At 65.9% G+C, this 21,887-nt stretch carries 18 protein-coding genes and 1 riboswitch; of the genes, 14 read left to right on the top strand and 4 right to left on the bottom strand.

From position 1 onward, the window contains the following. Together ROZ37_RS02875 and ROZ37_RS02870 are read left to right on the top strand one after the other, a co-directional pair. Nucleotides 1-396, top strand: a complete 396-nt coding sequence (locus ROZ37_RS02875; RefSeq protein WP_312657337.1) for a SirB2 family protein — start codon at nucleotides 1-3, stop codon at nucleotides 394-396. Then, a complete protein-coding gene (locus ROZ37_RS02870; RefSeq protein WP_312657335.1) occupies nucleotides 396-947 on the top strand; it encodes a hemerythrin domain-containing protein in 552 nt (183 codons plus the stop codon). Before ROZ37_RS02875 ends, ROZ37_RS02870 begins: the two co-directional genes overlap by 1 nt. Nucleotides 948-1,071: 124 nt before the next feature. On the opposite strand, the gene fnr is transcribed toward ROZ37_RS02870, so the two are convergent. Continuing rightward, nucleotides 1,072-1,812, bottom strand: coding sequence for a fumarate/nitrate reduction transcriptional regulator Fnr (gene fnr / locus ROZ37_RS02865; RefSeq protein WP_312657498.1), 741 nt, complete (start codon nucleotides 1,810-1,812; stop codon nucleotides 1,072-1,074). 124 nt (nucleotides 1,813-1,936) lie between these two features. Here fnr and hemN point away from each other — a divergent pair, with 124 nt between their 5' ends. Then, a complete protein-coding gene (gene hemN, locus ROZ37_RS02860; protein WP_312657334.1) occupies nucleotides 1,937-3,328 on the top strand; it encodes an oxygen-independent coproporphyrinogen III oxidase in 1,392 nt (463 codons plus the stop codon). A gap of 125 nt (nucleotides 3,329-3,453) precedes the next feature. Next, entirely contained in the window at nucleotides 3,454-4,167 is a 714-nt protein-coding gene (locus ROZ37_RS02855; RefSeq protein ID WP_312657332.1) for a sulfite exporter TauE/SafE family protein, read from the top strand. Nucleotides 4,168-4,316: 149 nt separating this feature from the next. On the opposite strand, the gene ROZ37_RS02850 is transcribed toward ROZ37_RS02855, so the two are convergent. Continuing rightward, on the bottom strand, nucleotides 4,317-4,796 hold the full coding sequence (locus ROZ37_RS02850) for a MerR family DNA-binding protein (RefSeq protein WP_312657329.1): 480 nt from the start codon (nucleotides 4,794-4,796) through the stop codon (nucleotides 4,317-4,319). A gap of 122 nt (nucleotides 4,797-4,918) precedes the next feature. On the opposite strand from ROZ37_RS02850, the gene ROZ37_RS02845 reads away from it, so the two are divergent. After that, entirely contained in the window at nucleotides 4,919-7,330 is a 2,412-nt protein-coding gene (locus tag ROZ37_RS02845) for a heavy metal translocating P-type ATPase (RefSeq protein ID WP_312657327.1), read from the top strand. 27 nt (nucleotides 7,331-7,357) lie between these two features. Further along, entirely contained in the window at nucleotides 7,358-7,567 is a 210-nt protein-coding gene (locus tag ROZ37_RS02840) for a cation transporter (RefSeq protein ID WP_312657325.1), read from the top strand. A 15-nt stretch (nucleotides 7,568-7,582) separates the two neighbouring features. On the opposite strand, the gene ROZ37_RS02835 is transcribed toward ROZ37_RS02840, so the two are convergent. Next, the gene (locus tag ROZ37_RS02835; RefSeq protein WP_312657324.1) at nucleotides 7,583-8,491 is read right to left on the bottom strand and encodes an energy transducer TonB; all 909 of its coding nucleotides are present in this window, start codon (nucleotides 8,489-8,491) and stop codon (nucleotides 7,583-7,585) included. An 81-nt stretch (nucleotides 8,492-8,572) separates the two neighbouring features. Then, a riboswitch (cobalamin riboswitch) is annotated at nucleotides 8,573-8,710 on the bottom strand. Nucleotides 8,711-8,964: 254 nt separating this feature from the next. On the opposite strand from ROZ37_RS02835, the gene ROZ37_RS02830 reads away from it, so the two are divergent. Then, a complete protein-coding gene (locus ROZ37_RS02830) occupies nucleotides 8,965-10,983 on the top strand; it encodes a methyl-accepting chemotaxis protein (RefSeq protein WP_312657323.1) in 2,019 nt (672 codons plus the stop codon). 148 nt (nucleotides 10,984-11,131) lie between these two features. Here the strand turns inward: ROZ37_RS02830 and ROZ37_RS02825 are convergent, their stop codons facing one another. After that, on the bottom strand, nucleotides 11,132-12,175 hold the full coding sequence (locus ROZ37_RS02825; RefSeq protein ID WP_312657322.1) for a helix-turn-helix domain-containing protein: 1,044 nt from the start codon (nucleotides 12,173-12,175) through the stop codon (nucleotides 11,132-11,134). A gap of 716 nt (nucleotides 12,176-12,891) precedes the next feature. On the opposite strand from ROZ37_RS02825, the gene ROZ37_RS02820 reads away from it, so the two are divergent. From ROZ37_RS02820 to peaA, 7 genes are all read left to right on the top strand, one after another. Further along, nucleotides 12,892-14,271, top strand: coding sequence for a DUF1329 domain-containing protein (locus ROZ37_RS02820; protein ID WP_312657321.1), 1,380 nt, complete (start codon nucleotides 12,892-12,894; stop codon nucleotides 14,269-14,271). Nucleotides 14,272-14,296: 25 nt separating this feature from the next. Then, nucleotides 14,297-16,075 (top strand): DUF1302 domain-containing protein, encoded by a 1,779-nt coding sequence (locus ROZ37_RS02815; protein WP_312657320.1) that lies wholly within the window; start codon nucleotides 14,297-14,299, stop codon nucleotides 16,073-16,075. A 60-nt stretch (nucleotides 16,076-16,135) separates the two neighbouring features. Next, nucleotides 16,136-18,499: an efflux RND transporter permease subunit gene (locus ROZ37_RS02810; RefSeq protein WP_312657319.1), complete on the top strand. Its 2,364-nt coding sequence runs from the start codon at nucleotides 16,136-16,138 to the stop codon at nucleotides 18,497-18,499. A gap of 13 nt (nucleotides 18,500-18,512) precedes the next feature. Beyond that, a complete protein-coding gene (locus ROZ37_RS02805) occupies nucleotides 18,513-19,487 on the top strand; it encodes a YCF48-related protein (protein ID WP_312657318.1) in 975 nt (324 codons plus the stop codon). Beyond that, nucleotides 19,484-19,993: a TerB family tellurite resistance protein gene (locus ROZ37_RS02800; RefSeq protein ID WP_312657317.1), complete on the top strand. Its 510-nt coding sequence runs from the start codon at nucleotides 19,484-19,486 to the stop codon at nucleotides 19,991-19,993. The genes ROZ37_RS02805 and ROZ37_RS02800 overlap by 4 nt, the downstream gene beginning before the upstream one ends. A gap of 79 nt (nucleotides 19,994-20,072) precedes the next feature. Beyond that, the gene (locus ROZ37_RS02795; RefSeq protein ID WP_312657315.1) at nucleotides 20,073-20,216 is read left to right on the top strand and encodes a hypothetical protein; all 144 of its coding nucleotides are present in this window, start codon (nucleotides 20,073-20,075) and stop codon (nucleotides 20,214-20,216) included. 50 nt (nucleotides 20,217-20,266) lie between these two features. Then, on the top strand, nucleotides 20,267-21,886 hold the full coding sequence (peaA, locus tag ROZ37_RS02790; protein ID WP_312657313.1) for a quinohemoprotein amine dehydrogenase subunit alpha: 1,620 nt from the start codon (nucleotides 20,267-20,269) through the stop codon (nucleotides 21,884-21,886). The last annotated feature ends 1 nt before the right edge of the window (nucleotide 21,887 follow it).

The raw sequence follows: 21,887 nt of genomic DNA, 5'->3' as shown, positions 1-21,887 counted from the left end.
ATGTACCTGGGGATCAAGCACCTCCACGTCCTTTGCGCAGTGCTCAGTGGTTTCGGATTCGCGCTCCAGGGAATCTGGATGACCGTACGCAGTCCACTCCTCAATCATCGCCTGACGCGAGTGGTGCCCCATGTGGTGGATACGATCTTCCTGGCTAGCGCCATTACCCTCGCAGTGATGAGTGGCCAGTTGCCGTTTGTCGCACCATGGGTCACCGCGAAAGTGATCGGGCTCGTGGTCTACATCCTCTTCGGCGCCGTCGCACTGCGGCTCGGACCGACGATGAGGGTTCGGGCGACGGCCCTGGTCGCGGCACTCCTCACCTTCTCGTGGATCGTGTCGGTCGCGTTGACCAAGAACCCCGCGGGATTCCTCGCTTTTGTCGGAGACCTCTGATGGCTGATTCGCTTATTCCCGTTGCGCCCGGAATGGAGACGCCGATCGAAATGCTCGAGGCCTGCCATGAACGGCTCCAGGCCCAACTGGCCACGCTCGGGCGCCTCGCTGCCTGGCATCAGGAGCACGGATCGGACCGTCAGGCGCAGCAAGCCGCGACCAACGTGATGCGCTATTTCGACCTCGCGGCCGTGAATCATCACCTCGACGAGGAAGAGGATTTGATGCCGGCGCTGAAGGCGAGAATCGATTCCGGCAGGCGCGACGCACTGCAGGCGCTGATCGAGTCGATCCTCGCCGACCATCAGGAGATGTTCGCGGCGTGGGCCGCGATGCGCGCGCGGCTGGAGCCGATTTCGCGCGGGGCAGAGGCGGAACTCCCTGCCGATGAAGTGGAGCGGTTCGCGACGCGCTATCGCCGCCATATCGAGCGTGAGGAAGGAGAGGTCCTGCCCCTCGCGCGGGAACTGCTGACAGAGGAGGACATCGCGGCGATGAGTGGCGCGATGACCGGACGGCGTCGTCAGGAAGGGGGCCGACGAAGCACGTAGCGATTGGGGCGCTTCTCCGAACGACGCGGAGGCAATCGGGTCAGGACAGCGGAAGCGCAGCTTCCAGGCCGAATTACGCGGATGCGCGCCCCTCGGCCCGCGCACCGCTTTCGATATCCGCAGCCTAACAGCGCGACGGATGGTGCTGGATCAGCTTCTTCAGGCCCGCGATATCGAGAATGCGGATGTGCTTCTGCTGGACGGCGATGAGGCCTTCGTCCTGGAATTTCGAGAACGCCCGCGAAACGGTCTCGAGCTTCAGTCCCAGGTAGGATCCGATTTCCTCGCGCGTCATGCGCAAGTGGAATTCTGCGGCGGAAAACCCCCGGGCCGTGAAGCGTTGCGACATGTTCAGCAGAAAGGCCGCAAGACGTTCCTCTGCTCGCATCGATCCCAGCAGCGTCATCACACCGTGGTCGCGGACGATCTCGCGGCTCATCACTTTGTGGAACTGGTGCTGGAGCCCATCGACAACCCGCGCGAGTTCCTCGAGCTTGTCGTAGGCGATCACACAGACTTCGCTGTCCTCGAGGGCGATCGCGTTGCAGGAATGGGTTTCCGTACTGATCCCGTCCAGTCCCAGCATCTCACCGGTCATCTGGAACCCGGTCACCTGCTCGCGCCCGTCCTCGAGCAGCACGTCCGTCTTGAACGAGCCGGCGCGGATTGCGTAGATCGCCTCGAACGGGTCGCCTGCGCGGTACAGGTGCTGCTGCCGCTTGATCTTGCGGCGGGCGCCGACGAGTTCGTCCAGGCGGTCGATCTCGTTTTCCGACATCCCGAAGGGCAAGCAGAGTTCCAGCAGGTTGCACTGGGCACATGCGACTTTGAGACTGGCTATAGTAATCGGCACCGCGGCCTTCATTTGCACGATAATAACGTCCCTATTCAGGTACGATCCACGACTGCCGGGATGCTCCGTTGATCCACGTCAACCACAAAAGTACAGCTTTTTGCGATCGTACGAAATGCACTCAAGCGACACAACCATGACCACCCAGAATGATCTTGTTTTCGACCCCCAGCTGATTCGTCGTTTCGATATCAACGGGCCGCGTTACACGTCTTATCCGACCGCAGATCGGTTTGTCGAGGCGTTCGACGCGCGGGCATTGCAGGACTGGTTGGCGCAGCGCGCGGTGGGTGGGGTAAGTAAACCTCTTTCATTATACTTCCACATCCCCTTCTGTAACACGATTTGCTACTACTGCGCCTGCAACAAGATCATCACCAAGGACCACGCGCGGTCGGCCAAGTATCTGAAGTATCTCGACAAGGAAATCGGGATGCAGGCGGACGCCCTCGGCGGCAGCCATCAGGTCACGCAGTTGCATCTGGGTGGTGGGACGCCCACCTTCCTGTCGCACGACGAACTGCGGCAACTGATGGATTCGGTCCGCTCGCGTTTCACGCTGGTTCCGAACGGCGAATACTCGATCGAAGTCGATCCGCGCAAGGTCGATTTTGAAACGGTGAAGCTGCTTGCCGATCTCGGTTTCAACCGGATGAGCGTCGGCGTGCAGGATTTCAACGATGACGTTCAGGTCGCGGTGAACCGTGTCCAGTCGTTCGACGAGACGAAGCTTGTCATCGATTCGGCGCGCGCGACCGGCTTCAAGTCGATCAGCCTCGATCTGATCTACGGTCTGCCGAAGCAGAACATCATCAGCTTCAACCGCACGCTCGAACAGGTGCTCGAGCTGTCTCCCGACCGCATCTCGCTGTACAGCTACGCGCATCTGCCCGGGCTCTTCAAGCCCCAGCGCCGCATCGCCGTCGTCGACATGCCGACGTCGGACACGAAGCTGCAGATCCTGCAACTCGCGATCCGCAGGCTTACGGAAGCGGGTTACGTCTATATCGGCATGGACCACTTCGCGAAGCCGGACGACGAGCTGACGATCGCGCAGCAACAGGGGCGGCTGCACCGGAATTTCCAGGGGTATTCGACGCAGGCCGAATGCGATCTCCTCGCCTTCGGCGTGTCGGCGATCGGCAAGATCGGTCCGGTGTACTCGCAGAACGTCAAGTCGCTCGACGAGTACTACGACGCGCTCGATCGCGACGAACTGCCGGTGCTCCGTGGCATCGAGTTGACGGCCGACGACCTGTTGCGCCGCTCGATCATCCAGGCGCTGATGTGCCATTTCGAGCTGTCGATCGATTCCATCGAGATCGCTCACCTGATCAAGTTCGACGAGTACTTCGCCGAGGAACTGATGGACCTGAAGGCGATGGAGGAGGCGGGTCTGCTGAAAGTCACGGACAAGTGGATCAGCGTGCAGCCGCCGGGACGCCTTCTGGTCCGTGGCATCGCAATGGTTTTTGACCGTTACCTGCGTGCGGACCGCGAACGCGCCCGCTACTCGAAAGTCATCTGACGGTTCCGGCGTCGAGCTTGCTCGACGCCCCGCCGATTGCGGGCGGGATCGAAGTGTTACAATCGCTGCGTCCTACACGTCGCAGCGGGTGACGCTTTCGGCTTCCCGCTTCACCGCATCTCTTCATGCCCGAAACCGGCTATTTCGCCGTCTTCCTGATCGGTCTGCTCGGCGGCACACATTGCGTGAGCATGTGTGGCGGTATCGTCGGCGCGCTGACCGCCGGCGTTCAGGTGCCCGGAAAAGCCGGGCGTCAGTGGCTGATCCATCTCGCGTACAACCTCGGCCGGATCGGTACTTACACTGCACTGGGCGGAGTCCTCGGCGCGTTGGGCGGCATTGGCCTGCTGTTCAACGACGTATTGCCGATCCAGCTTGCGCTCTATGTCCTCGCGAACCTCATGCTTGTCGCGCTCGGACTCTACCTCACCGGTTTCACACAACTGTTGGCGCCCGTCGAGCGAGCGGGCCTCCATTTGTGGCGACGCGTTCAACCGATTACTGCTCGGTTCCTCCCCGCCCGCTCGTTGAAACAGGCCTTGCCGCTCGGGCTGCTATGGGGTTTTCTGCCCTGCGGACTGGTCTACAGCGCGCTTACGACAGCGCTGGTCACTGGATCGTCGTTCCGCGGGGCCGGCCTGATGCTCGCTTTCGGGCTCGGGACGTTGCCGAATCTGATGCTTGCCGGAATGCTGTTCAAGCGCTTTCGGGATATCACCCGAAACTACCGCGTGCGCTTCGTCGCAGGTCTGCTCGTGCTCGGCTTCGGCGTGTTCGGGCTTTTCCAGGCACCGTCACTCGGGGGGCATCTGTGGAGCGGCGTGGTCTGTGTCGTATGAGCGGGGCGAGGCGGTCGTCCTTTCCGCCCGTGCCGACCGAGCCGGGGGAGGGACCGGCGAACGGCACTTCCGGGCGATCCTGCGAACGCACGGTGTTCGGGCGCTCCCTGGGGCGGTATTCGACCGGCGCTCTTGATTCGGCGGATACGCTATCCGACCGGAGCGGGGCAGGCCGATTGCTTTGCAGTGGCCGATCTCGTCGATGCCGGTTTCGAATTCGATTCGCTCTGGCCTGGTTCCCCGCCGAGCGCGCGCAGGATCGGACAGGGCGCGGGCGACGCGGTGTGTTCGCAGCAATCGACGAGTTCTTGTAGCGCGCGGCGCACGTCTTCCAGTTGCCGGATCCGCTCCTCGACGCTGGCGATTTTCGACCTCGCGAGGGCGCGCGCGTTTTCGCGGTCGCTCTCGTGATCGAGGGCGAGAAGGTCAGCGATTTCATCAAGGCTGAATCCGAGAGTTTGGGCACGGCGAATGAACCGCAGGCGGGCGAGTTCGGCCTCTCCGTAAATGCGGAATGCGCCTTTCCTGCCCGTCGACTCGGGAAGAAGGCCGCGCCGTTGGTAGTAGCGGACGGTTTCGACGCCGACACCGGCAGAACGGGCGAGGGTGCCGATCGTGATGGCATTCATCGGGGGGTTGACTCCGTAGTCGAGTACGGAGTCTAGACTGCCGCCATCGTGGGAGGTTCGCAAGGGGCGCCTGGATGCCTCATCGCGACGTTTGTCCCAGTAAATGTCTCCGGGAGCCGCAGATGACGAGTAATGCGACAAAGGCCATGCCGGTTCCGGTCGAATTGCCCATTTCGGGAATGACCTGTGCTGCATGCGCGACACGCATCGAGAAAGTGTTGAACCGCCTCCCGGGCGTCCGTGCGACGGTGAACCTCGCTGCGGAGAAGGCTCGCATCAGTTTTTCGGAGGAGAACGTCGGTCCCGGTGATGCCGTCGCGGCGATCGAGCGAGCCGGATTCGAAGTGCCGACCGTGTCGCTGGAGCTTGCTGTGTCGGGGATGACATGTGCGGCGTGCGCGGCGCGACTCGAGAAAGTGCTGAATCGTTTACCCGGGGTCGCGGCGACGGTCAATTTCGCGACCGAGCGGGCGAGCTTGCGTTACCGGCCCGGGCTTTCGGAGCCCGACTCGATCAAGCAGGCGGTGCAGCGGGCCGGCTTCGGCGCGGCCGAAACGGGCATCGCGGCGCGCGAACAGCAGCGCGAGCGGCAGGCCGCGCACTGGAAGGCGGAGCTGCGCCTCTTCTGGATCGCCGCGTTGCTGACGCTGCCGCTTGCGGCACAGATGCCGGCGATGTTCGGCGCCGGGTGGGCGGGCGACGCGCCGCACGAAATCGTTCCGCGCTGGCTGCAGTTGATCCTGGCGTCGCCGGTACAGTTCTGGATCGGTGCGCGATTCTATCGCGGTGCGTGGTCCGCGCTGCGGGGCGGCGGCGCGAACATGGACGTTCTGATCGCGCTCGGCACGAGCATGGCGTGGGGGTACAGCGCGGTCGTCACGGTGCTCGGCCGGCACGATCTGCACGTCTATTTCGAGGCGTCGGCGATGATCGTCACGCTGATCCTGCTCGGCAAGCTGATGGAGGCGCGCGCAAAAGCGCGGACGACGGCGGCGCTCGACGCGCTGCTGCGGCTGCAGCCGAGACAGGCTTTCATCGAACGCGACGGCGACATCGTAGCGGTGCCTGTCGAAACGCTGCAGCCGGGCGATGTGTTCATCGTCAGGCCGGGCGATTCGGTGCCGGTCGACGGCGAGATCGTTTCGGGAACGTCGTCGCTCAATGAAGCGATGCTGACGGGCGAGAGCATGCCGGTTGACAAGCACGTTGGAGCCCATGTGTTCGCCGCGACGCTGAACGGGGAAGGCGTGCTGCGTTGCCGCGCGACGGGCGTGGGCGCGCACACCCTGCTGGCCGGCATCATCCGCATGGTCGAACAGGCGCAGGGATCGAAGGCCCCGGTGCAGAGGCTCGCCGACCGGATATCCGCGGTGTTCGTGCCGGTCGTCGTGGCGATCGCACTGGTGACGCTCGTGCTGTGGTGGTGGGTTGCGGGGGATTTCGCGCAGGCGCTCACCAGCGCCGTCGCCGTGCTGGTGATCGCGTGCCCCTGTGCGCTGGGCCTGGCGACGCCGACGGCGATCATGGTCGGCACCGGCCAGGGCGCGCGCGCCGGAATGCTGATCAAGAATGCCGAAGCGCTCGAACTCGCCGAGAAGATTCGCGTCCTCGCGGTCGACAAGACCGGGACCTTGACCGAAGGAAGCCCGGCCGTGAGCGACGTTGTTTGTGCCGACGGCTGGAGCGGCGACGCGCTGCTCGGGATCGCCGCCGCCGTCGAGCAGACGAGCGGACACCCGATTGCGGCGGCAATCGTCGCCGAGGCGCGGCGCGTGGGGGCGCGCGTCGCGGATGCGTCCGCGGTCTCGGCGGTGCCGGGCAAGGGGGTGAGCGGCTCGGTCGAAAACCGCGAAATCCTGCTCGGTACGCCGGCTTTCCTTGCCGAACGCGGGGTGGTGGTGCCGGCGGATGCCGCGGTGGAACTCGCTGCGGCCGGGAAGACGCTCGTCGCCGCCGCGGTGGACGGACAGTTCGCCGGCATGATCGGTGTCGCCGACCGCGTGCGCCCCGACTCGGCTGCTGCGGTTGCGCGACTGAAGGGGCGAGGACTCCGGGTCGTGATGCTGACGGGGGACCACGAGGCGACCGCGGCTGCGATAGCGGCGCAAACCGGCATCAGCGAGTGGCGCGCCGGCGTGTTGCCGGGTGACAAGGCTGCAGCCGTCGGCACGTTGGCGGCGAACGGTGAGCGCGTCGGCATGGCGGGTGACGGCATCAACGACGCGCCGGCGCTCGCTGCAGCCGATGTGTCGTTCGCGATCGGCGTCGGCGCCGATGTCGCCGTCGAAGCGGCCGACATCACGCTGGTGAAAAACAGCCTCAACGGTGTTGCGGACGCGATCGATCTGTCGCGGGCGACGCTCGCGAAGATCCGGCAAAACCTGTTCTTCGCGTTCATCTACAACGTGCTCGGCATTCCGCTCGCTGCGTTCGGCTTGCTCAATCCGGTGATTGCGGCGGCGGCGATGGCGATGAGTTCGGTGTCGGTGCTCGGCAATTCCCTGCTGCTGAAGCGGTGGCGGCCGGGGCGATAAGTGTTTTCTTCGAAGGAGGTTCGAGAGATGGCGGAAGCGACGATCAAGGTCGAGGGGATGAGCTGCGGCGGCTGCGTCCGCAGTGTCACGGAAGCGTTGAAGGCACAACCCGGCGTCGGCGGCGCGGAGGTGTCGCTCGAGATGGCGCAGGCGCGGGTCGATTACGACCCGGCGCTCGTGTCCGTCGAGCGGCTTCGGCAGGCGGTCGAGGACGCGGGCTTCGATTCGCCGGCCTGAGCGCGGCGCGTCAGCTCAGTCTTCGAGACGGAAGACGATCGGCACGTTCAGCCAACTGTCGATTTTCAGATCGCCCCGGCTCGCCGGCACGAAGCGCCAGCTCCGCACCGCGTCGCGGGCAGCATCGTCCAGGCGCGGATGTCCGCTTCCTTCGGCGATTTCGACCGCGCCGGCGGCTCCGTCGGCGAGCACCCTGACTCTAAGCAGCACGCGCCCTTCCTCACCGCGTCGACGGGAGATACGCGGGTAGGAAGGCGCGGGGTTGCTTAGATAGGCGGCATCGAAACGTGCTTCCGTGACCAGCGGCGAAACGCCGGGTGACTGATGGACCAGCGGCGCTGTAGCGGCCGACTCGGCGGCGGGCGGCCGCGGATTCTGGACGGTCGATGCCGCCGTCGACTTCGTTTCGGCAGGACTCGGGGCGACGGGAGCAGGTTCCGCCCGCTGAGCTTCGCTCGGAGTGGCGCTGGTGTTTTCTTTGACGGCAACGGGAGCGCGCTGATCGGGCGGACGGGCGGGCGGGCGCTCTTTTGGGGGTGGCGTACCGGTGGCCGATATCGCCGGCTTCCGCTCGGGGACGGCCGGTGCGGCCGCGGTCGATGACGGGCGGGGAGAGGAAGCAACGGGCGCGGGCGATGTGTGCGGGTCCTGCTTCGGGGGCGGGATGTCGTCGTGGGTCCGGGGTACGGCGCGCGCCGGCGCGTCGGATTGCGCCGGGGTCGGGGCAGAGTTCGCCGGTGCGATCAGGCGGACCACCATGACGGGCTCGGTCGGGCGAGCAGGCTCCCCGCTTTCGAGCGTGGACAATGCGAGGAGCCCCGCGGCGTGAGCGCCGGCGACCGCGGCGAGCCATCCCCATTGCAGACGCGGGAACCAGAACGCTCTGCGCCGGCCGCCGAAGGGGAAGAATTTTGAAGCCGCCAAGCCGGTCGATTCCGCGAAAAAGTTCGTCGGACGCGGGCGGGCACGGGCACGAGGCGCGTGCTGCGCAGCTCACCCGCGGCGCAGTCACAATTGTTTGAAGGCCGGTCTCCGGGCTTTGCGCGGACGCGCATCTACCGTTGCGGGGGCAGCGCAGGAATTTCACCTGTTTCCCGATTCTCCGCGCGCTTGCGCCGCGGCACCTTCGAGGGAGCGAGATTATAAGCCGCGCAGGCCCCTCTCGGTTGCCTCTGCACTGACCGCCATCCTTGGCCAAGGCCGGACTGGAGATTTGTTCGCCGTCGCCGCGCGCGCGATGAAAAAAAATGTCGCCGCAGCGCGTTCCAGCCCTTGATTCAGATCACTTACATGCCGTTACAGCTGCTGTACCGTCCGGGCGCCGCGCGTGGCCTTTGCTGCGATCCATCGCCCGGACAAGCCATGCAACGACCGATTGCCCTGACCTGGAACGAATAATGAGAACCTTCCTTGCGCCCGCCGAAGCAATGATGAACCGGTTGAGTTATCCGATGAAGTTCGCGCTGCTCGGCCTCGGAACCCTCATCGCGTTCGCGAGCCTGATGCTGGCGCTTGCCAACGAACTCAACGACACGATCGACCGCACGCAGCGCGAACTGGTCGCGTCGGCGCTGTCGCGGCCGTTGTCGAAGGTGGTCGAACTCACTCAGCAACACCGCGGCCTGTCGGCGTCGGTGCTCGGAGGCATGACGGTGATAGGCGAGCGGCGCGCGGCGAAGGAGCGCGAGGTGGACGCGGCGATCGCGGCGCTCGAGCAAAACATGCCGGCGAGCGACCGAGGCGGCGAAGCCTGGACCTCGATCCGCGGCGAGTGGGACCGGATCAAACGCGACGGACTCGGCTGGATGGTGTCCGACAGTATCGCGGCCCACACCCGGCTCATCGACCGGCTGCTGACCTTCCAGGTCGCATTCGCCGACGCGTACGGGTTGAGCTTCGATCCGGAGCAGGAGAGTTTCTACCTGATGTCCACCGCGGTGGTGCGCATGCCTTATCTCCTCGAACGCATCGGCCGCCTTCGCGCACGCGGGTCGTCCCTGCTGGCAGGGTCGGAAGCGAATGAAGCCGCGCGCTTCGATCTGCGCGTGTCGTCGGCGGAGGTGAAGGCCGCGGTCCGCGAAGTCGAAGCGAACATCGCAAAGATCGTCGCACATCGTCCGGACCTGCGGCCGAGGCTGGAGGCGACGCTCGTCGCCTTGAACGACAAGCTGGGCGCGGTCCAGGCGGTCGTCGATGAAATCGCGGCGGGGGATATCCACAGCACCTTGTCCAGCACGTACTTCGAGATGGCGACCGCCGCGATCGACGTCGGCTACACCGAAATGTACGAGGTGCTGCTGCCGACCCTCGACGAGCTCCTGCTCCAGCGCATCGAACGCGCCGAGCGCGTGCTGCACTTCAACATCGCGATCGTCGCCATCGTCCTCGCAGCGATCGTCTACCTCGCAATCGGCGCCTACGTGGCGATCATCGCCAGCATCCGGGGCCTGTCGCGAGGCAGCGAGCGTTTCGCCGCCGGGGACCTCACGACGCGGATCGAGCTGAAGGCGCGGGACGAATTGCGCCAGGTCGCGGACAGCTTCAACGGCATGGCGGGCGAAATGTGCGCGCTGATCGCCAAGATCCAGGGCAACTCGGGAGAGGTTGCCGATGCGGCGCGCGGCATGGTCTCGTCCTCGAAGCAGATCGATGCCGCGTCGCAGAACCAGAGCGAAGCTGCGTCGACGATGGCCGCGGCGGTCGAGCAGATGACCGTTGGCATCAGCCATATCGCCGGCAATGCCGGCAGCGCCGACGAGCTCGCGCGCCGCTCCGGCACGCTCTCGCGCGAAGGCGGCGAGATCGTCGCGGCGGTGGTCGCGGAAATCGGCGAGATCGCCGCGTCGGTCGCGAAGTCCGCGCACACGGTCGAGGAGCTCGGCCGCAGTTCGGAGCAGATTTCGTCGATCGTCGCGGTGATCAAGGAGATCGCCGACCAGACGAATCTCCTCGCGCTGAATGCGGCCATCGAAGCTGCACGCGCGGGCGAGCAGGGACGGGGATTCGCCGTGGTTGCAGACGAGGTGCGCAAGCTCGCCGAGCGGACGACGCAATCGACGCTGCAGATCGCACAGACGGTGGAGGCGATCCAGAACGGTGCGCGGGACGCCGTCGAGGACATGCAGCTCGGAGTCGAGCGGGTCAATGCCGGGGTCGCGCGGGCGCAATCGGCCGGGGAGGCGATGGCGCGGATCCAGGACGAGGCCGGGCGCGTCGTCGAAACCGTCGCGGAAATCTCGGACGCATTGCGCGAGCAGAGCGCCGCATCGGCCGAAATCGCACGCAACGTCGAGACGATCGCGCAGATGACGGACGAGAACACGTCGGTCGCCGCCGAAAGTTATCGCGTCGCCGACCGCCTCGAAACGCTCGCCGGCAGCCTGTTGCAGGACGTCGGCCGCTTCAAGGTGGCATGATGCGCGCTGCGCTTTCGCGAGCGCGGCGCAGCCACCACGAAACGGAACATCCTGGCCGTCCAGGACCGTCCTGACCCCGCGGCGATCGCTTCGGCCACGCGCTCGCAGCGGCGTGTGCCGACGCTGCGAGCGCTGCCGGCCACCCGGCTTACGCTACCGGGAACGCGGACGCCGGATGAGGTTGTACTACGTGGCGCAAGGTGTCGGACGGGAGCTCGCCGAACATCGTTTTGTAGTCGGCGGCGAAGTGCGACAAATGCCAGAAGCCCCAGCGCGCCGCGATGTCGGCGACCGATTCCTGGCCGTGTGCCGCATTTTTAAGCGCCCGCCGCACGCCGTTCAGGCGCATCGCGCGCAGGAAGCTGACCGGGTTCAGGTTGAGAATGTCCTGGAAGCTGTACTGCAGCGTGCGGCGCGACACCTTGAGTTCCGTGCAGAGATCCGCGACGGTGATCGGCTCGTCGATATGCGCACGCATGTACTCGCGGGCGCGGTCCACGATCAGCTGGCGCGCGCGCCCGGCTGTCGGACAACGGCTCGCCGTATCGGACGCATCGTTGATCGCGGCGATCAGGCTGCCGTAGATCGCCTGCTCGAGCCCCTTGCGCATCTGCGCGTGACGCAGCAGCGCGGGCGTGGCTTCGAGGCTCGCCATCACCGTCAGCAGGAAGGAACGCAGCGTCGAGACCTGGTCCGGCGTCGCGGCGAGGACGCGGCGCTTGCCGATTTCGGCTTCGATGTCGCGATGTTCGACGCTCACCGCGTAGTCGTTGAAGAGCCGCGCGTCGGTCGTGACTGCGACGATGTCCTGCACGCGCGGGGTGCGGTAGTCGAGTTCGTCGCCGCCGCGCAGGGTGATCAGCGAGTCACGCGTGCACGTTTCGCCGCAGTACCAGCCGCTGCCATCGGCTTCGACGGGGACGCCGATGGCGCGCGAGCCGTCCCACGCGAAACCAATCTCGTGGATCACCTGGTTCGTGCGCTCGCGGAAGATCTGGATGTTGTCGAACCAGAACTCGTCGAACTTGCCGGCGAAGGCTCCGGCCGAGAGCTGGTCGTACCGCTGCCGCCAATGCTGCAGGCAGGATGCGTGATCATCGGCGTCGCTGGTCGCGAGCCGCACGACGGAAAAGGCGTCGTCGCCGGCAGTCGCCGACGCTTCGCTAGCCCGTCGTGTTGAGAGAGCTTCCATTCGGTCTGTCTCCTGACCGGAAAGTTTGTGGTGATGCTTTCTTTATGTCTTTCAGAGTAATACTAATTCCTTACGCCGAACAAGCCTTTTATTGACCGAGCGGTCGGCGTTGCACATCGTGTTTTCCGTCCGATGTGGAGAATTACCGGAAACACGGTAGTCAGCCGCGGAACAATTTGGGATCCAGCAACGTGGATCCGTCGCGGCATCTACACGTCGCAACCGCGTCCGTACCGCAGTTGCCGATTTGGGATAACGCCTCCGCGAAACCCGTTCCTACAATCCGCCTCACCGGTGCAGCCGTCACCGCGCTGCAATCGGACAAAAAGCAGCCGCCGCGAATACAGCGAGCGGACGAGGAGACAACGGAAGCGGACCCCAGCGTTCGCATTCCGGCGTAGGAGGAGGTCGACAAATGACTCGGCACGAAGCAACGCTTTCCCGCTTTGCCACGCTGTTCTCATCCCGCGACCGGCTAGCGCCGGCGCCGGGAAAAAGCCGGATATGCCCCGGCTCACCCTCCATCGTCTTGTTCCAGCACCCCCACCCCTCGACCCGTCGGTCGTCCTGACCGTCCAAGGCGGGGCGCGGCCGCTCGCGCGATTACCGATCGGGCCGCCGCAAATGCGCCGGCTCCGCGGCGTGCGCAGTCGTCCGCGGAGACGAGCGTGCAATACCGAAGTCGCACGGAACATAACCAGAGCGAGGAGACGCAAGTGATCAGAACGACAAGCCAGCTGCCGCGCATCGGCATCATCTGCTTCGCCGTGGCGGCGATTGCTGCCAGCCCGGCGGCGCGGGCCGTCGCAACCGAAGCAGAAGTCGCGAGTCTGGGCAAGACCCTGACGCCGATCGGGGCCGAGACGGGAGCAAGCAAGGACGGCGCGATTCCGGCATGGAGTGGCGGCATGACCCAGGTGCCGAGCGGGTGGAAGCCGGGACACCTCGATCCGTTCAAGGACGACAAGCCGCTGTATTCGATCGACGCGTCGAACCTCGACAAATACGCCGACAAGTTGTCGGCCGGACAGATCGCACTGATCAAGACGTACAAGGGCTACCGGATGGATGTGTATCCGAGCCGCCGCACCTGCCCGGTGCCCGACTTCGTCGCGACGCAGACGAAGAAGAACGCGAGCGCCGCGAAGCTCGGCGGCGACGGCTGGCAGCTCGATCAGGTGTTCGGCGCCGGCGTGCCGTTCCCGGTGCCGAAATCCGGCGCCGAGGCGATGTGGAACTTCAAGCTCCGCTACACCGGCCTCGGCCGCCGCGCGCAGATCTCCGCGCTGATGCCGGAGAAGGACGGCAGCTACGTCGAGAACAAGCAGTGGGCGTACGAGATGTACCCGTTCAACGACCCGAAGGTGACCGGACCGGCGGACGTCGGCAATGTCGAGGCGAAGCTGCTGTACGACGTGATGACGCCGCCGTCGCGTGCGGGCGAGGGTTACCTGGTCCACGCCTACGTGGATAAGCCGCAGGACGCGTGGATCTACTTCCCCGGCCAGCGTCGCGTGCGCCGCGCGCCGACCTTCGCGTACGACAACCCGGTCGCCGGCTTCGACAACCTGTACTACGTCGACCAGATCAACATGTTCACCGGCGCGCTCGACCGCTACGACTACAAGCTGGTCGGCAAGAAGGAGATGTACGTGCCGTACAACTCCTACAAGCTGATCGACAAGACCCGCAAGTTCAAGGACATGCTCGGCCAGGAGTATGTCAATCGCGACCTGATGCGCTACGAGCCGCACCGCGTGTGGGTGGTCGAGGCGACGGTGAAGGCGGACAAGCGCCATTCCTTCGCGAAGCGCGTGTTCCACTTCGACGAGGACTCGTGGGCGCTGCTGCAGGTCGACATGTACGACGCGAAGGGCAACCTATGGCGCGTGCAGGAAGGCAGCCTGTGGGCCGCTCCCGACATCGGCGCGTGCATCGCCTATGAGACGCAGATGTACGACCTCGTCGCGCGCCGCTACGTCGTCGACAACTGGACCGCCGAAGGCGAAGTGCTCGACCTGACCGCGGCGAAGGATGGCCGCATCACGGCGGCGAACTTCACGCAGGACGAAATGCGCCGCCGCGGCGAGCGCTGACCGACCGATCTCAGGGAGAAATCCAATGAAAACAATGACGATCCGGAATCGTCGGGGCCCGCTCGCGCCTTCGATCCTTGCACTCTCGGTCGCGGCGGCCTGTTGGTCGCCGGCCGCCCAGGCGATCCGCTTCGGCTCCGAGGACGGACTGTCGGGCAGTTTCGACAGCACGATCTCGTTCGGCGTCGCGAAGCGGCTGCAGTCGACGAGCTGTCGCACGATCGGCAACGACAGCGGCGGTTGCAACAACGGTACGAACAACGAAACGTCCCGCGTCTATAACCTCGACGCCCTCACCGGGTACGCGAACGCCGACTTCAACTTCACGCAGTCGGACGACGGCAACCTCAATTACGACGATGGCGACATCGTCTCGGCGGCGCTGAAGGGCACGCACGACCTGTCATTGAAATACCCCGGCGGCTGGTCGGCGCTGGCGCGGGTGAACTGGTTCCACGACTGGAAGGCCGATGACACGCAGCGCACCGACGTCGCGAGCGAGGCGACCGACGACGCGACGCTGCTCGACCTGTGGGTCGCGAAGACCTTCAGCATCGGCGACCGCCGCGGCAAGGTGAAAGTCGGCAACCAGGTGATCTCGTGGGGCGAGGACATCTTCATCGTCGGCGGCGTCAACCAGATCAACGCGATCGACCTGCAGAAGTTCCACGTGCCGGGCACGCAGCTGAAGGAAATCTTCGTCCCGGCGCAGATGATTTCGGGGTCGATGGACCTGACCGAGCAGCTCGGCGTCGAGGCGTACTACCAGTGGCGCTGGAACGGCTTCAAGTTCGATCCGTCGGGGACCTTCTTCTCGGTCGCCGACGTGTTGGGCAAGGGGCGGCGGGTCGCGTACGTGCCGACGTCGATCTGCAACGACTTCGGCCTTCCTCTGCCCTGTGGCGACCACTCGGGGCTGAGTGACGCGGAGATGGTCTCGCGCACGACGGCAACCCCCTATCTCGGCCAGCACGAGCCGAAGAAAGGGGGCCAGTACGGCATCAACTTCCGCTACAACGCGGAAGAAATCGACACCGAGTTCGCCTTCACGTATCAGCGCTACCACGACAAGCTGCCGTTCCTCGGCTTCACCGGCAGCCCCGCGGGCGCGGTCACCGGCTATTTCCTGTCGTACGGCGAGAGCAAGGACCTGTACGCGATCTCGGCGAACACGAAGCTGATGAACATCGCGGTCGGCGCCGAGCTGTCCTACCGTCCGGACGACAGCGTCGGCGTCGATCCGACCGTCCCGTTCGGCAACATTTTCGGCGGCGCGTCGAACAAGTTCAGCATCTACGAGAACGGCAGCCACCCCGGCTTCGTCGAGGAAGAAAAGTACCAGTTCCACCTGACCGGCTTCTACACCTTCTCGCACAACGATCCGCTGGGCGGTCTCGCGAAGGCGCTCGGTGCGACCGACGGCTTCATCCTCGCGGAGGCTGCGGTCGCGCACTACCCGGGGCTCGACAAGAGCGGCTTCACGCCGTACCTCCTGCCGAACTACGAGCTTCCCGACCGCACGTCGTGGGGCTACGTCGTCGAGGCGGCGCTGAACTACCCGAACGTCTGGGATACGGGCGTGACGCTGACGCCGCAGGTCGACTGGTATCACGACGTCAACGGCACGACGCCGAACGGGCTGCCGTTCGTCGAGGGCCGCAAGGCGCTGACGCTGTCGCTGTTCGCGAACTACCGCGACAACTGGAAGGGGGCGATCCAGTGGGTCAACTTCTCCGGGGGCGGCGCGAACAACCTGATGCGCGATCGCGACTTCCTGGCCGCGAGCATTTCGCGTTCGTTCTGATGAGAGCGCCGGCGCCGCGCGGAGCCTAGCCCGCGCGCGCCGGCCGACCGGATTCCCGAGATGATTGAGAAACTCGTAGTCGCCCTGCAGCGCATCTGCTTCCGGCACCGCCTGCCGATCCTGCTCGCGCTGCTCGGCTTTACCGTGGTCATGGCGGTGTTCGCATCGCGCCTCGAGATGAGCGCCGGCTTCGACAAGCAGTTGCCGCAGGACCACGAATACATCCAGACCTTCAACCAGTACCGCGACGTGCTGTTCGGCGCGAACCGCATCATCGTCACCGTCGAAGCGAAAAACGGCGACATCTGGAACGAGAAGGCGCTGACGAAGCTGTACGACGTCACGCAGGCGCTGTTCTTCATGAAGGGCGTCGACCGGCGCACGGTGACATCGTTATGGACGCCGAACACCCGCGCGGTGCAGATCACCGAAGAGGGGATGAAGGCCGAGGACGTTATCGGCGGCGACGTCACGGTGAAGACGCTCACGCCGGAAAAGATCGCCGCGGTGCGTGAGCGTACGGTGATCGGCGGCTTCATCGGCAGCCTCGTCGCGAACGACTCGTCGTCGGCGATGGTCGTCGCCGAGCTCGCCGACCCCGACCCGCACACCGGCGAACGGCTCGACTACACCGAGTTCAGCCAGCGGCTCGAACGCGAAGTGCGCGACGCCTTCAGCGACGACGACACCCGCATCCGCATCATCGGTTTCGCGAAGCAGATGGGCGACATCTCGGAAGGCGCGACGAGCGTCATCGAGTTCTTCGCGCTCGCGTTCCTGCTGACCGCCGCGGCGGTCTATTGGTACACGCGCTCGTGGCTGCTGACCTTCCTGCCGCTCGTGTGCTCGCTGGTATCGGTCGTGTGGCAGTTCGGCACGATCACGCTGCTCGGTTTCGGCCTCGACCCGCTCGCGATCCTCGTGCCCTTTCTCGTGTTCGCGATCGGCGTATCGCACGGCATCCAGCAGGTCAATTACATCGCGAAGGAAGTCATCAACGGTGCCGACGGCTACACCGCGGCGAGCCGCAGCTTCACGGGCTTGCTTGTGCCGGGCACGCTCGCGCTGATCACCGCGTTCGTCGGCTTCGCGACGCTGGTGCTCGTGCCGATCCCGATGATCCGCGAGCTCGCGATCACCGCGTCGGTCGGCGTCGCGTACAAGATCGTCACCAACCTGATCATGCTGCCGATCGTCGCGAGCTACTTCCGCTTCGACGATGCCTTCGTCGAGCGCGCCGCGAAAGTCGAGGCGCTGCGCAACCGCATGATGGCGTCGCTCGGCGTGCATATCGCGAATCCGCGCAACGCGGCGATCGGCACGCTGATCTGCGTGGCGATGATGGCGGTGGCGGTGTGGCAGAGCCAGGGGCGGCACGTCGGCCATGTGCTGCCGGGCGCGCCGGAACTGCACGACGACTCGCGCTACAACCAGGACGTCGAAGCCGTCGTCGCGCGCTACGCGCTCGGTCTCGACATGCTGACCGTCGTCGTCGAGACGCCAGCCGACGGCTGCTACCGCCACGACGTGATGAGCTACCTCGATCGGCTGAGCTGGTATCTCGCGAACGTGCCGGGCGTGCTGTCCGCTCAGTCGCTGCCCGGCATGACGAAGCTCGCCGCGTCCGGCGTCAATGAAGGCAACCCGAAGTGGGCCGCGCTGCCGCGGGAGGAGCTGACGCTCGGCGAGGCGGTGCGCCAGGTGCCCGAAGGGATGCGGCTCTACAACCCCGACTGCACGCTGCTGCCGGTGAACCTCTATCTCGCCGATCACAAGGCTTCGACGATCAAGGACATCGTCGCCGCGGTGAAGCACTTCCGCGACACGCAGCCGTTCCCCGGCGTCACGGTGCGGCTCGCGAGCGGCAACGCCGGCGTGCAGGCCGCGACCAACGAGGTCGTCGAACATTCCGAGCTGCCGATGATGCTGTACGTCTACGCGACGATCCTCGCGCTGGTGTTCGCGGTGTATCGCGACTGGCGCGCGATGATCGCGTGCTGCGTGCCGCTGACGCTCGCGACCTTCCTCGGCTACTGGTTCATGAAGGAGCTCGACATCGGCCTCACCGTGGCGACCTTGCCGGTGATGGTGCTCGCGGTCGGGATCGGCGTCGATTACGCGTTCTACATCTACAACCGTCTGCAGATGCACATGGCGCACGGCGAGGACATCGTCACCGCGTTCAAGCAGGCGCTGCGCGAAGTCGGCGTCGCGACGGTCTTCACCGCGGTCACGCTGTCGATCGGCGTCGCGACCTGGTCGTTCTCGGCGCTGAAGTTCCAGGCCGACATGGGAATGCTGCTGACCTTCATGTTCATGATGAACATGATCATGGCGATCACGCTGCTGCCCGCGCTGGCGGTGACGATCGACATGCTGATCCCGCGCCGCGGTCCGGTCCGCGCGCCGCTGATGGCGCACTGAGGAGATGCCCGTGATGAGAACGAAGCGTTTCGGACATCCCCTGCCGATCTTCGGCGTTGCGCTCGCCGCGATGCTCGTCGGCGCGCCGGCTGCGGTGGCGGTGAATCCCGTCGCGCCGATCCCGGCGATGACCGCGCGGCTCGCCGCGAAAGTGCCGCTGACCGCGATCGTGCGGGCGGGCAGCGCGCTCGTCGCGGTCGGCGATTACGGCACGATCATCCGCTCGACCGACGACGGCAGGACATGGCAGCAGGCGCGCGTCCCGGTGGGTTCGCCGCTGACATCGGTGCATTTCGTCAATGAGCGAAACGGCTGGGCGGTCGGGCACGGCGGCGTGATCCTCGCGAGCGTCGATGGCGGCGCGTCCTGGCAGCTCCAGAAGGTTCTCGACGAGCACCCGGTGTTGCTGTCCGTGCATTTCGCGGACGAGCGGCGCGGCTACGCGGTCGGCGCGTACGGCACGGCGCTGCGCACCGACGACGGCGGTGCGGCCTGGGAGCCGATGGCCGTCGGCGAGGGGAACGACGGCGACATGCACCTGAACCATCTGTTTTCGACGCGCGGCGGTGCGCTCTTCATTGCCGCCGAAGGCGGCCTCGCGTTCCGCTCGGACGACCACGGCGCGAGCTGGACGAAGCTCGATACCGACGTTTCGGGCTCGCTGTGGAGCGGATTCGAAGGCGCCGATGGCGAGGTCGTGCTGCTCGGGATGAGCGGCAAGGTCATCGCGAGCCGCGACCGCGGAAAGACGTGGCAGCTGCGCGAAACCGGCACCGAGCAGTCCTTGACCGGCGGCGTCGGGCTTGCCGATGGCGCCTTGCTCGTCGTCGGGTCCGGCGGCGTGATGCTGCGGAGCAAGGCCGGCGGCCCGTTCGAACTCGAAGTTCGCGCGGACCGGCAGAACCTCGCCGCGGTCGCCTCCGCGCCGTCCGGCAACGTCGTCCTCGCGGGCCAGCTCGGCGTCGAGCGGCTGGAGCGCACCCGATGAACAACAAGAAACCGGAGCCCCATGTGCTGACAAGACTGATGGCCCTGCTCGCCGGCGAACTCGAAGCGCGCAGCACCGAGAGCGGACCCTTCGAGCGCCGCCACGTCGCGGTCGCGGTGCTGCTGCTCGAAGCGATGTACGTCGATCACCGCGCGAGCGAGCGCGAGCATGCCGCGGTGAACCGGCTGCTGCGCGAGCGGTTCGACCTGCCCGAAGAGACGGTGCGGGAGCTGATCGCGGTCGCCGACGAGCGTTACGCCGAAGTGCTCGACGACTGGGAATTCGCCGAGGCGGTGCGCGCCGGCTTCGATCCGGCCGAGCGCCAGGAAGTGCTGACGATGCTGTGGGAGGTCGCGTACGCGGACGGCAACCTCGTCGTGCTCGAAGACCGGCTGCTGAACCGGCTCGCCGAGCAACTCGAACTCGACGTCGGGGCGGCCGATGCCGCTCGCGCGACGGCGGTCGCTCGCGCCGGCCTGCTGATCGACGGTGCCGCGGGCAACTGAAGGAATCCCCGTCCACCGCGGGCCGCCTGACCGCGGCGCCCGTGGTGAATACAACGAAGAAATCCAAGGAGACGAAGACATGGACCGCTACCACGGACAAATGCCGAGCGAGGCGACGCCACCGCAGTTCGCGGACCTCATCGAAGCCATTGCGCAGGAGCTCGGCAGAATCGGGCCGCTCCTGTTGTCGACCGAAACCAAGTCGGTGGTCATCGCGCTGTGAGCGCGTGGGCCGCCGCCGCGCGGCCCGGATCGTCACCGGAACACAGAAAAATGGAGGCCGATGTGAAAGGGCAGTGGAACGGATGGTTTCGGCGCCGCGTGCGCCACGCGGGAGCGCTCGCGCTGGCGCTCGGCGCTTTCGGGGCAACGGCTGCGACCGATGAGGACGCGGCGGCGCAGAAGCTGATCGAGTCGAAGTGCGGCGCCTGTCACCTCGACAACGGCAAGCTCGACCGCATTCCGGAGATCCGCAAGTCGCCGGAAGGCTGGGACATGACGGTCGTGCGGATGGGGATCTGGCACAAGGTCGAATTGACGCCGGACGAGCGGCGGCAAATCGTGAAATACCTCGCCGACCGGCAGGGGCTCGCGCCGTCGGAGAGCGCGCCGTTCCGCTTTCTGACCGAGCGACGGCCGAACATGCAGGACGCGCCGCCCGACGAGGAGTTCGCGCAGATGTGCGGCCGCTGCCACAGCTTCGGTCGCGTCGCGCTGCAGCGTCGCGACGAGGGCGAATGGCTGAAGCTGATGCACACCCATCTCGGGCAGTTTCCGAGCGCCGAGTATTCGGCGATGGGACGTGATCGCAACTGGTGGGAGATCGCGCGCGACAAGATGCCGGCGAAGCTCGCGGCGCTGTACCCGAAGAACACCGACGCCTGGCGCGCCTGGAGCGCGAAGAAGCCGGCCGATGCGGCGGGAAGCTGGGCCGTCGCCGGCGAGCGCCCGGGTTGGGGACCGTACACCGGCACGATGACGGTCCTCGCGCAAGGGCAGGACCGCTACGACGTCCGCTACGAGCTGCGCTTTCGCGCCGGCAACACTGTGCGCGGGCACGGCGACGCGATCATCTACACCGGCTACGAATGGCGCGGCTCGGCGCAGCTCGGCAACGAGGACACGCGTTCGATATTCGCGCTGAACGAGGACGGTTCGCGCATCAGCGGGCGGTGGTTCCTGAAAGGGGCCGACGAGATCGGCGCGAGCTTCGACGCAGTGCGCGCCGGCGAGGCGACGAAGAACGCGCTCGTGTCGATCGCACCGCGCATGCTCCGCGCGGGCGACGTCGTCGACCTCACGCTGATCGGAGCCGGGCTCGATCCGGCGGTCGATCTGGGCGCCGGGGTCGAGGTCGTCGAGTGGCTGAACAAGACGCCGAACGAGCTGCGGGTGCGCGTGAAGGTCGCCGGGAACGCGCCGGTCGGCGTGCATAAGGTGGCGGTCGGCGGCCGCGCATCGGATCGCACCGTCGCGGTCTATCGCAAGTTCGACAGCATCCGCGTCGAACCGGCGTTCGGCGTCGCCCGGCTCGGCGGCGGCACGATTGCGCCGGTCAGCGCGCAGTTCGACGCGGTCGCGTTCCTCGACGGTCCCGATGGCAAATCCGGCACCGACGACGACATCCGCCTCGGCAGCGTGCCCGCGAAGTGGTCGACCGTGCCGTTCGACGAGCGCGCGAAGCACGACGACGACGTGCGCTTTGCCGGCTACATGGAGCCGCACGGTCGCTTCGTGCCGTCGTTCGCCGGGCCGAACCCGGTGCGCGGGGGCCTCAACAACGTCGGCAACCTCGCGGTCGTCGCGACGGTGAAGGACGGCGACCGCTCGCTCGACGCCAAGGGCCAGCTGGTCGTCACCGTGCAGCGCTGGAACCCGACGACGCTGCGCTAAC

It is taken from the genome of Aromatoleum sp., from assembly GCF_032027225.1.
Classification (GTDB): domain Bacteria; phylum Pseudomonadota; class Gammaproteobacteria; order Burkholderiales; family Rhodocyclaceae; genus Aromatoleum.
Note: the sequence above shows the minus strand (reverse complement) of the source record. Positions and strands in the feature narration are given on the sequence as shown.

What these genes read in the sequence shown, in the direction of transcription:
- ROZ37_RS02875 (WP_312657337.1), top strand. Translation starts at nt 1, where the DNA reads ATGTACCTGGGGATCAAGCACCTCCACGTCCTTTGCGCAGTGCTCAGT.
- ROZ37_RS02870 (WP_312657335.1), top strand. Translation starts at nt 396, where the DNA reads ATGGCTGATTCGCTTATTCCCGTTGCGCCCGGAATGGAGACGCCGATC.
- fnr (WP_312657498.1), bottom strand. Translation starts at nt 1,812, where the DNA reads ATGAAGGCCGCGGTGCCGATTACTATAGCCAGTCTCAAAGTCGCATGT.
- hemN (WP_312657334.1), top strand. Translation starts at nt 1,937, where the DNA reads ATGACCACCCAGAATGATCTTGTTTTCGACCCCCAGCTGATTCGTCGT.
- ROZ37_RS02855 (WP_312657332.1), top strand. Translation starts at nt 3,454, where the DNA reads ATGCCCGAAACCGGCTATTTCGCCGTCTTCCTGATCGGTCTGCTCGGC.
- ROZ37_RS02850 (WP_312657329.1), bottom strand. Translation starts at nt 4,796, where the DNA reads ATGAATGCCATCACGATCGGCACCCTCGCCCGTTCTGCCGGTGTCGGC.
- ROZ37_RS02845 (WP_312657327.1), top strand. Translation starts at nt 4,919, where the DNA reads ATGACGAGTAATGCGACAAAGGCCATGCCGGTTCCGGTCGAATTGCCC.
- ROZ37_RS02840 (WP_312657325.1), top strand. Translation starts at nt 7,358, where the DNA reads ATGGCGGAAGCGACGATCAAGGTCGAGGGGATGAGCTGCGGCGGCTGC.
- ROZ37_RS02830 (WP_312657323.1), top strand. Translation starts at nt 8,965, where the DNA reads ATGAGAACCTTCCTTGCGCCCGCCGAAGCAATGATGAACCGGTTGAGT.
- ROZ37_RS02825 (WP_312657322.1), bottom strand. Translation starts at nt 12,175, where the DNA reads ATGGAAGCTCTCTCAACACGACGGGCTAGCGAAGCGTCGGCGACTGCC.
- ROZ37_RS02815 (WP_312657320.1), top strand. Translation starts at nt 14,297, where the DNA reads ATGAAAACAATGACGATCCGGAATCGTCGGGGCCCGCTCGCGCCTTCG.
- ROZ37_RS02810 (WP_312657319.1), top strand. Translation starts at nt 16,136, where the DNA reads ATGATTGAGAAACTCGTAGTCGCCCTGCAGCGCATCTGCTTCCGGCAC.
- ROZ37_RS02805 (WP_312657318.1), top strand. Translation starts at nt 18,513, where the DNA reads ATGAGAACGAAGCGTTTCGGACATCCCCTGCCGATCTTCGGCGTTGCG.
- ROZ37_RS02800 (WP_312657317.1), top strand. Translation starts at nt 19,484, where the DNA reads ATGAACAACAAGAAACCGGAGCCCCATGTGCTGACAAGACTGATGGCC.
- ROZ37_RS02795 (WP_312657315.1), top strand. Translation starts at nt 20,073, where the DNA reads ATGGACCGCTACCACGGACAAATGCCGAGCGAGGCGACGCCACCGCAG.
- peaA (WP_312657313.1), top strand. Translation starts at nt 20,267, where the DNA reads ATGGAGGCCGATGTGAAAGGGCAGTGGAACGGATGGTTTCGGCGCCGC.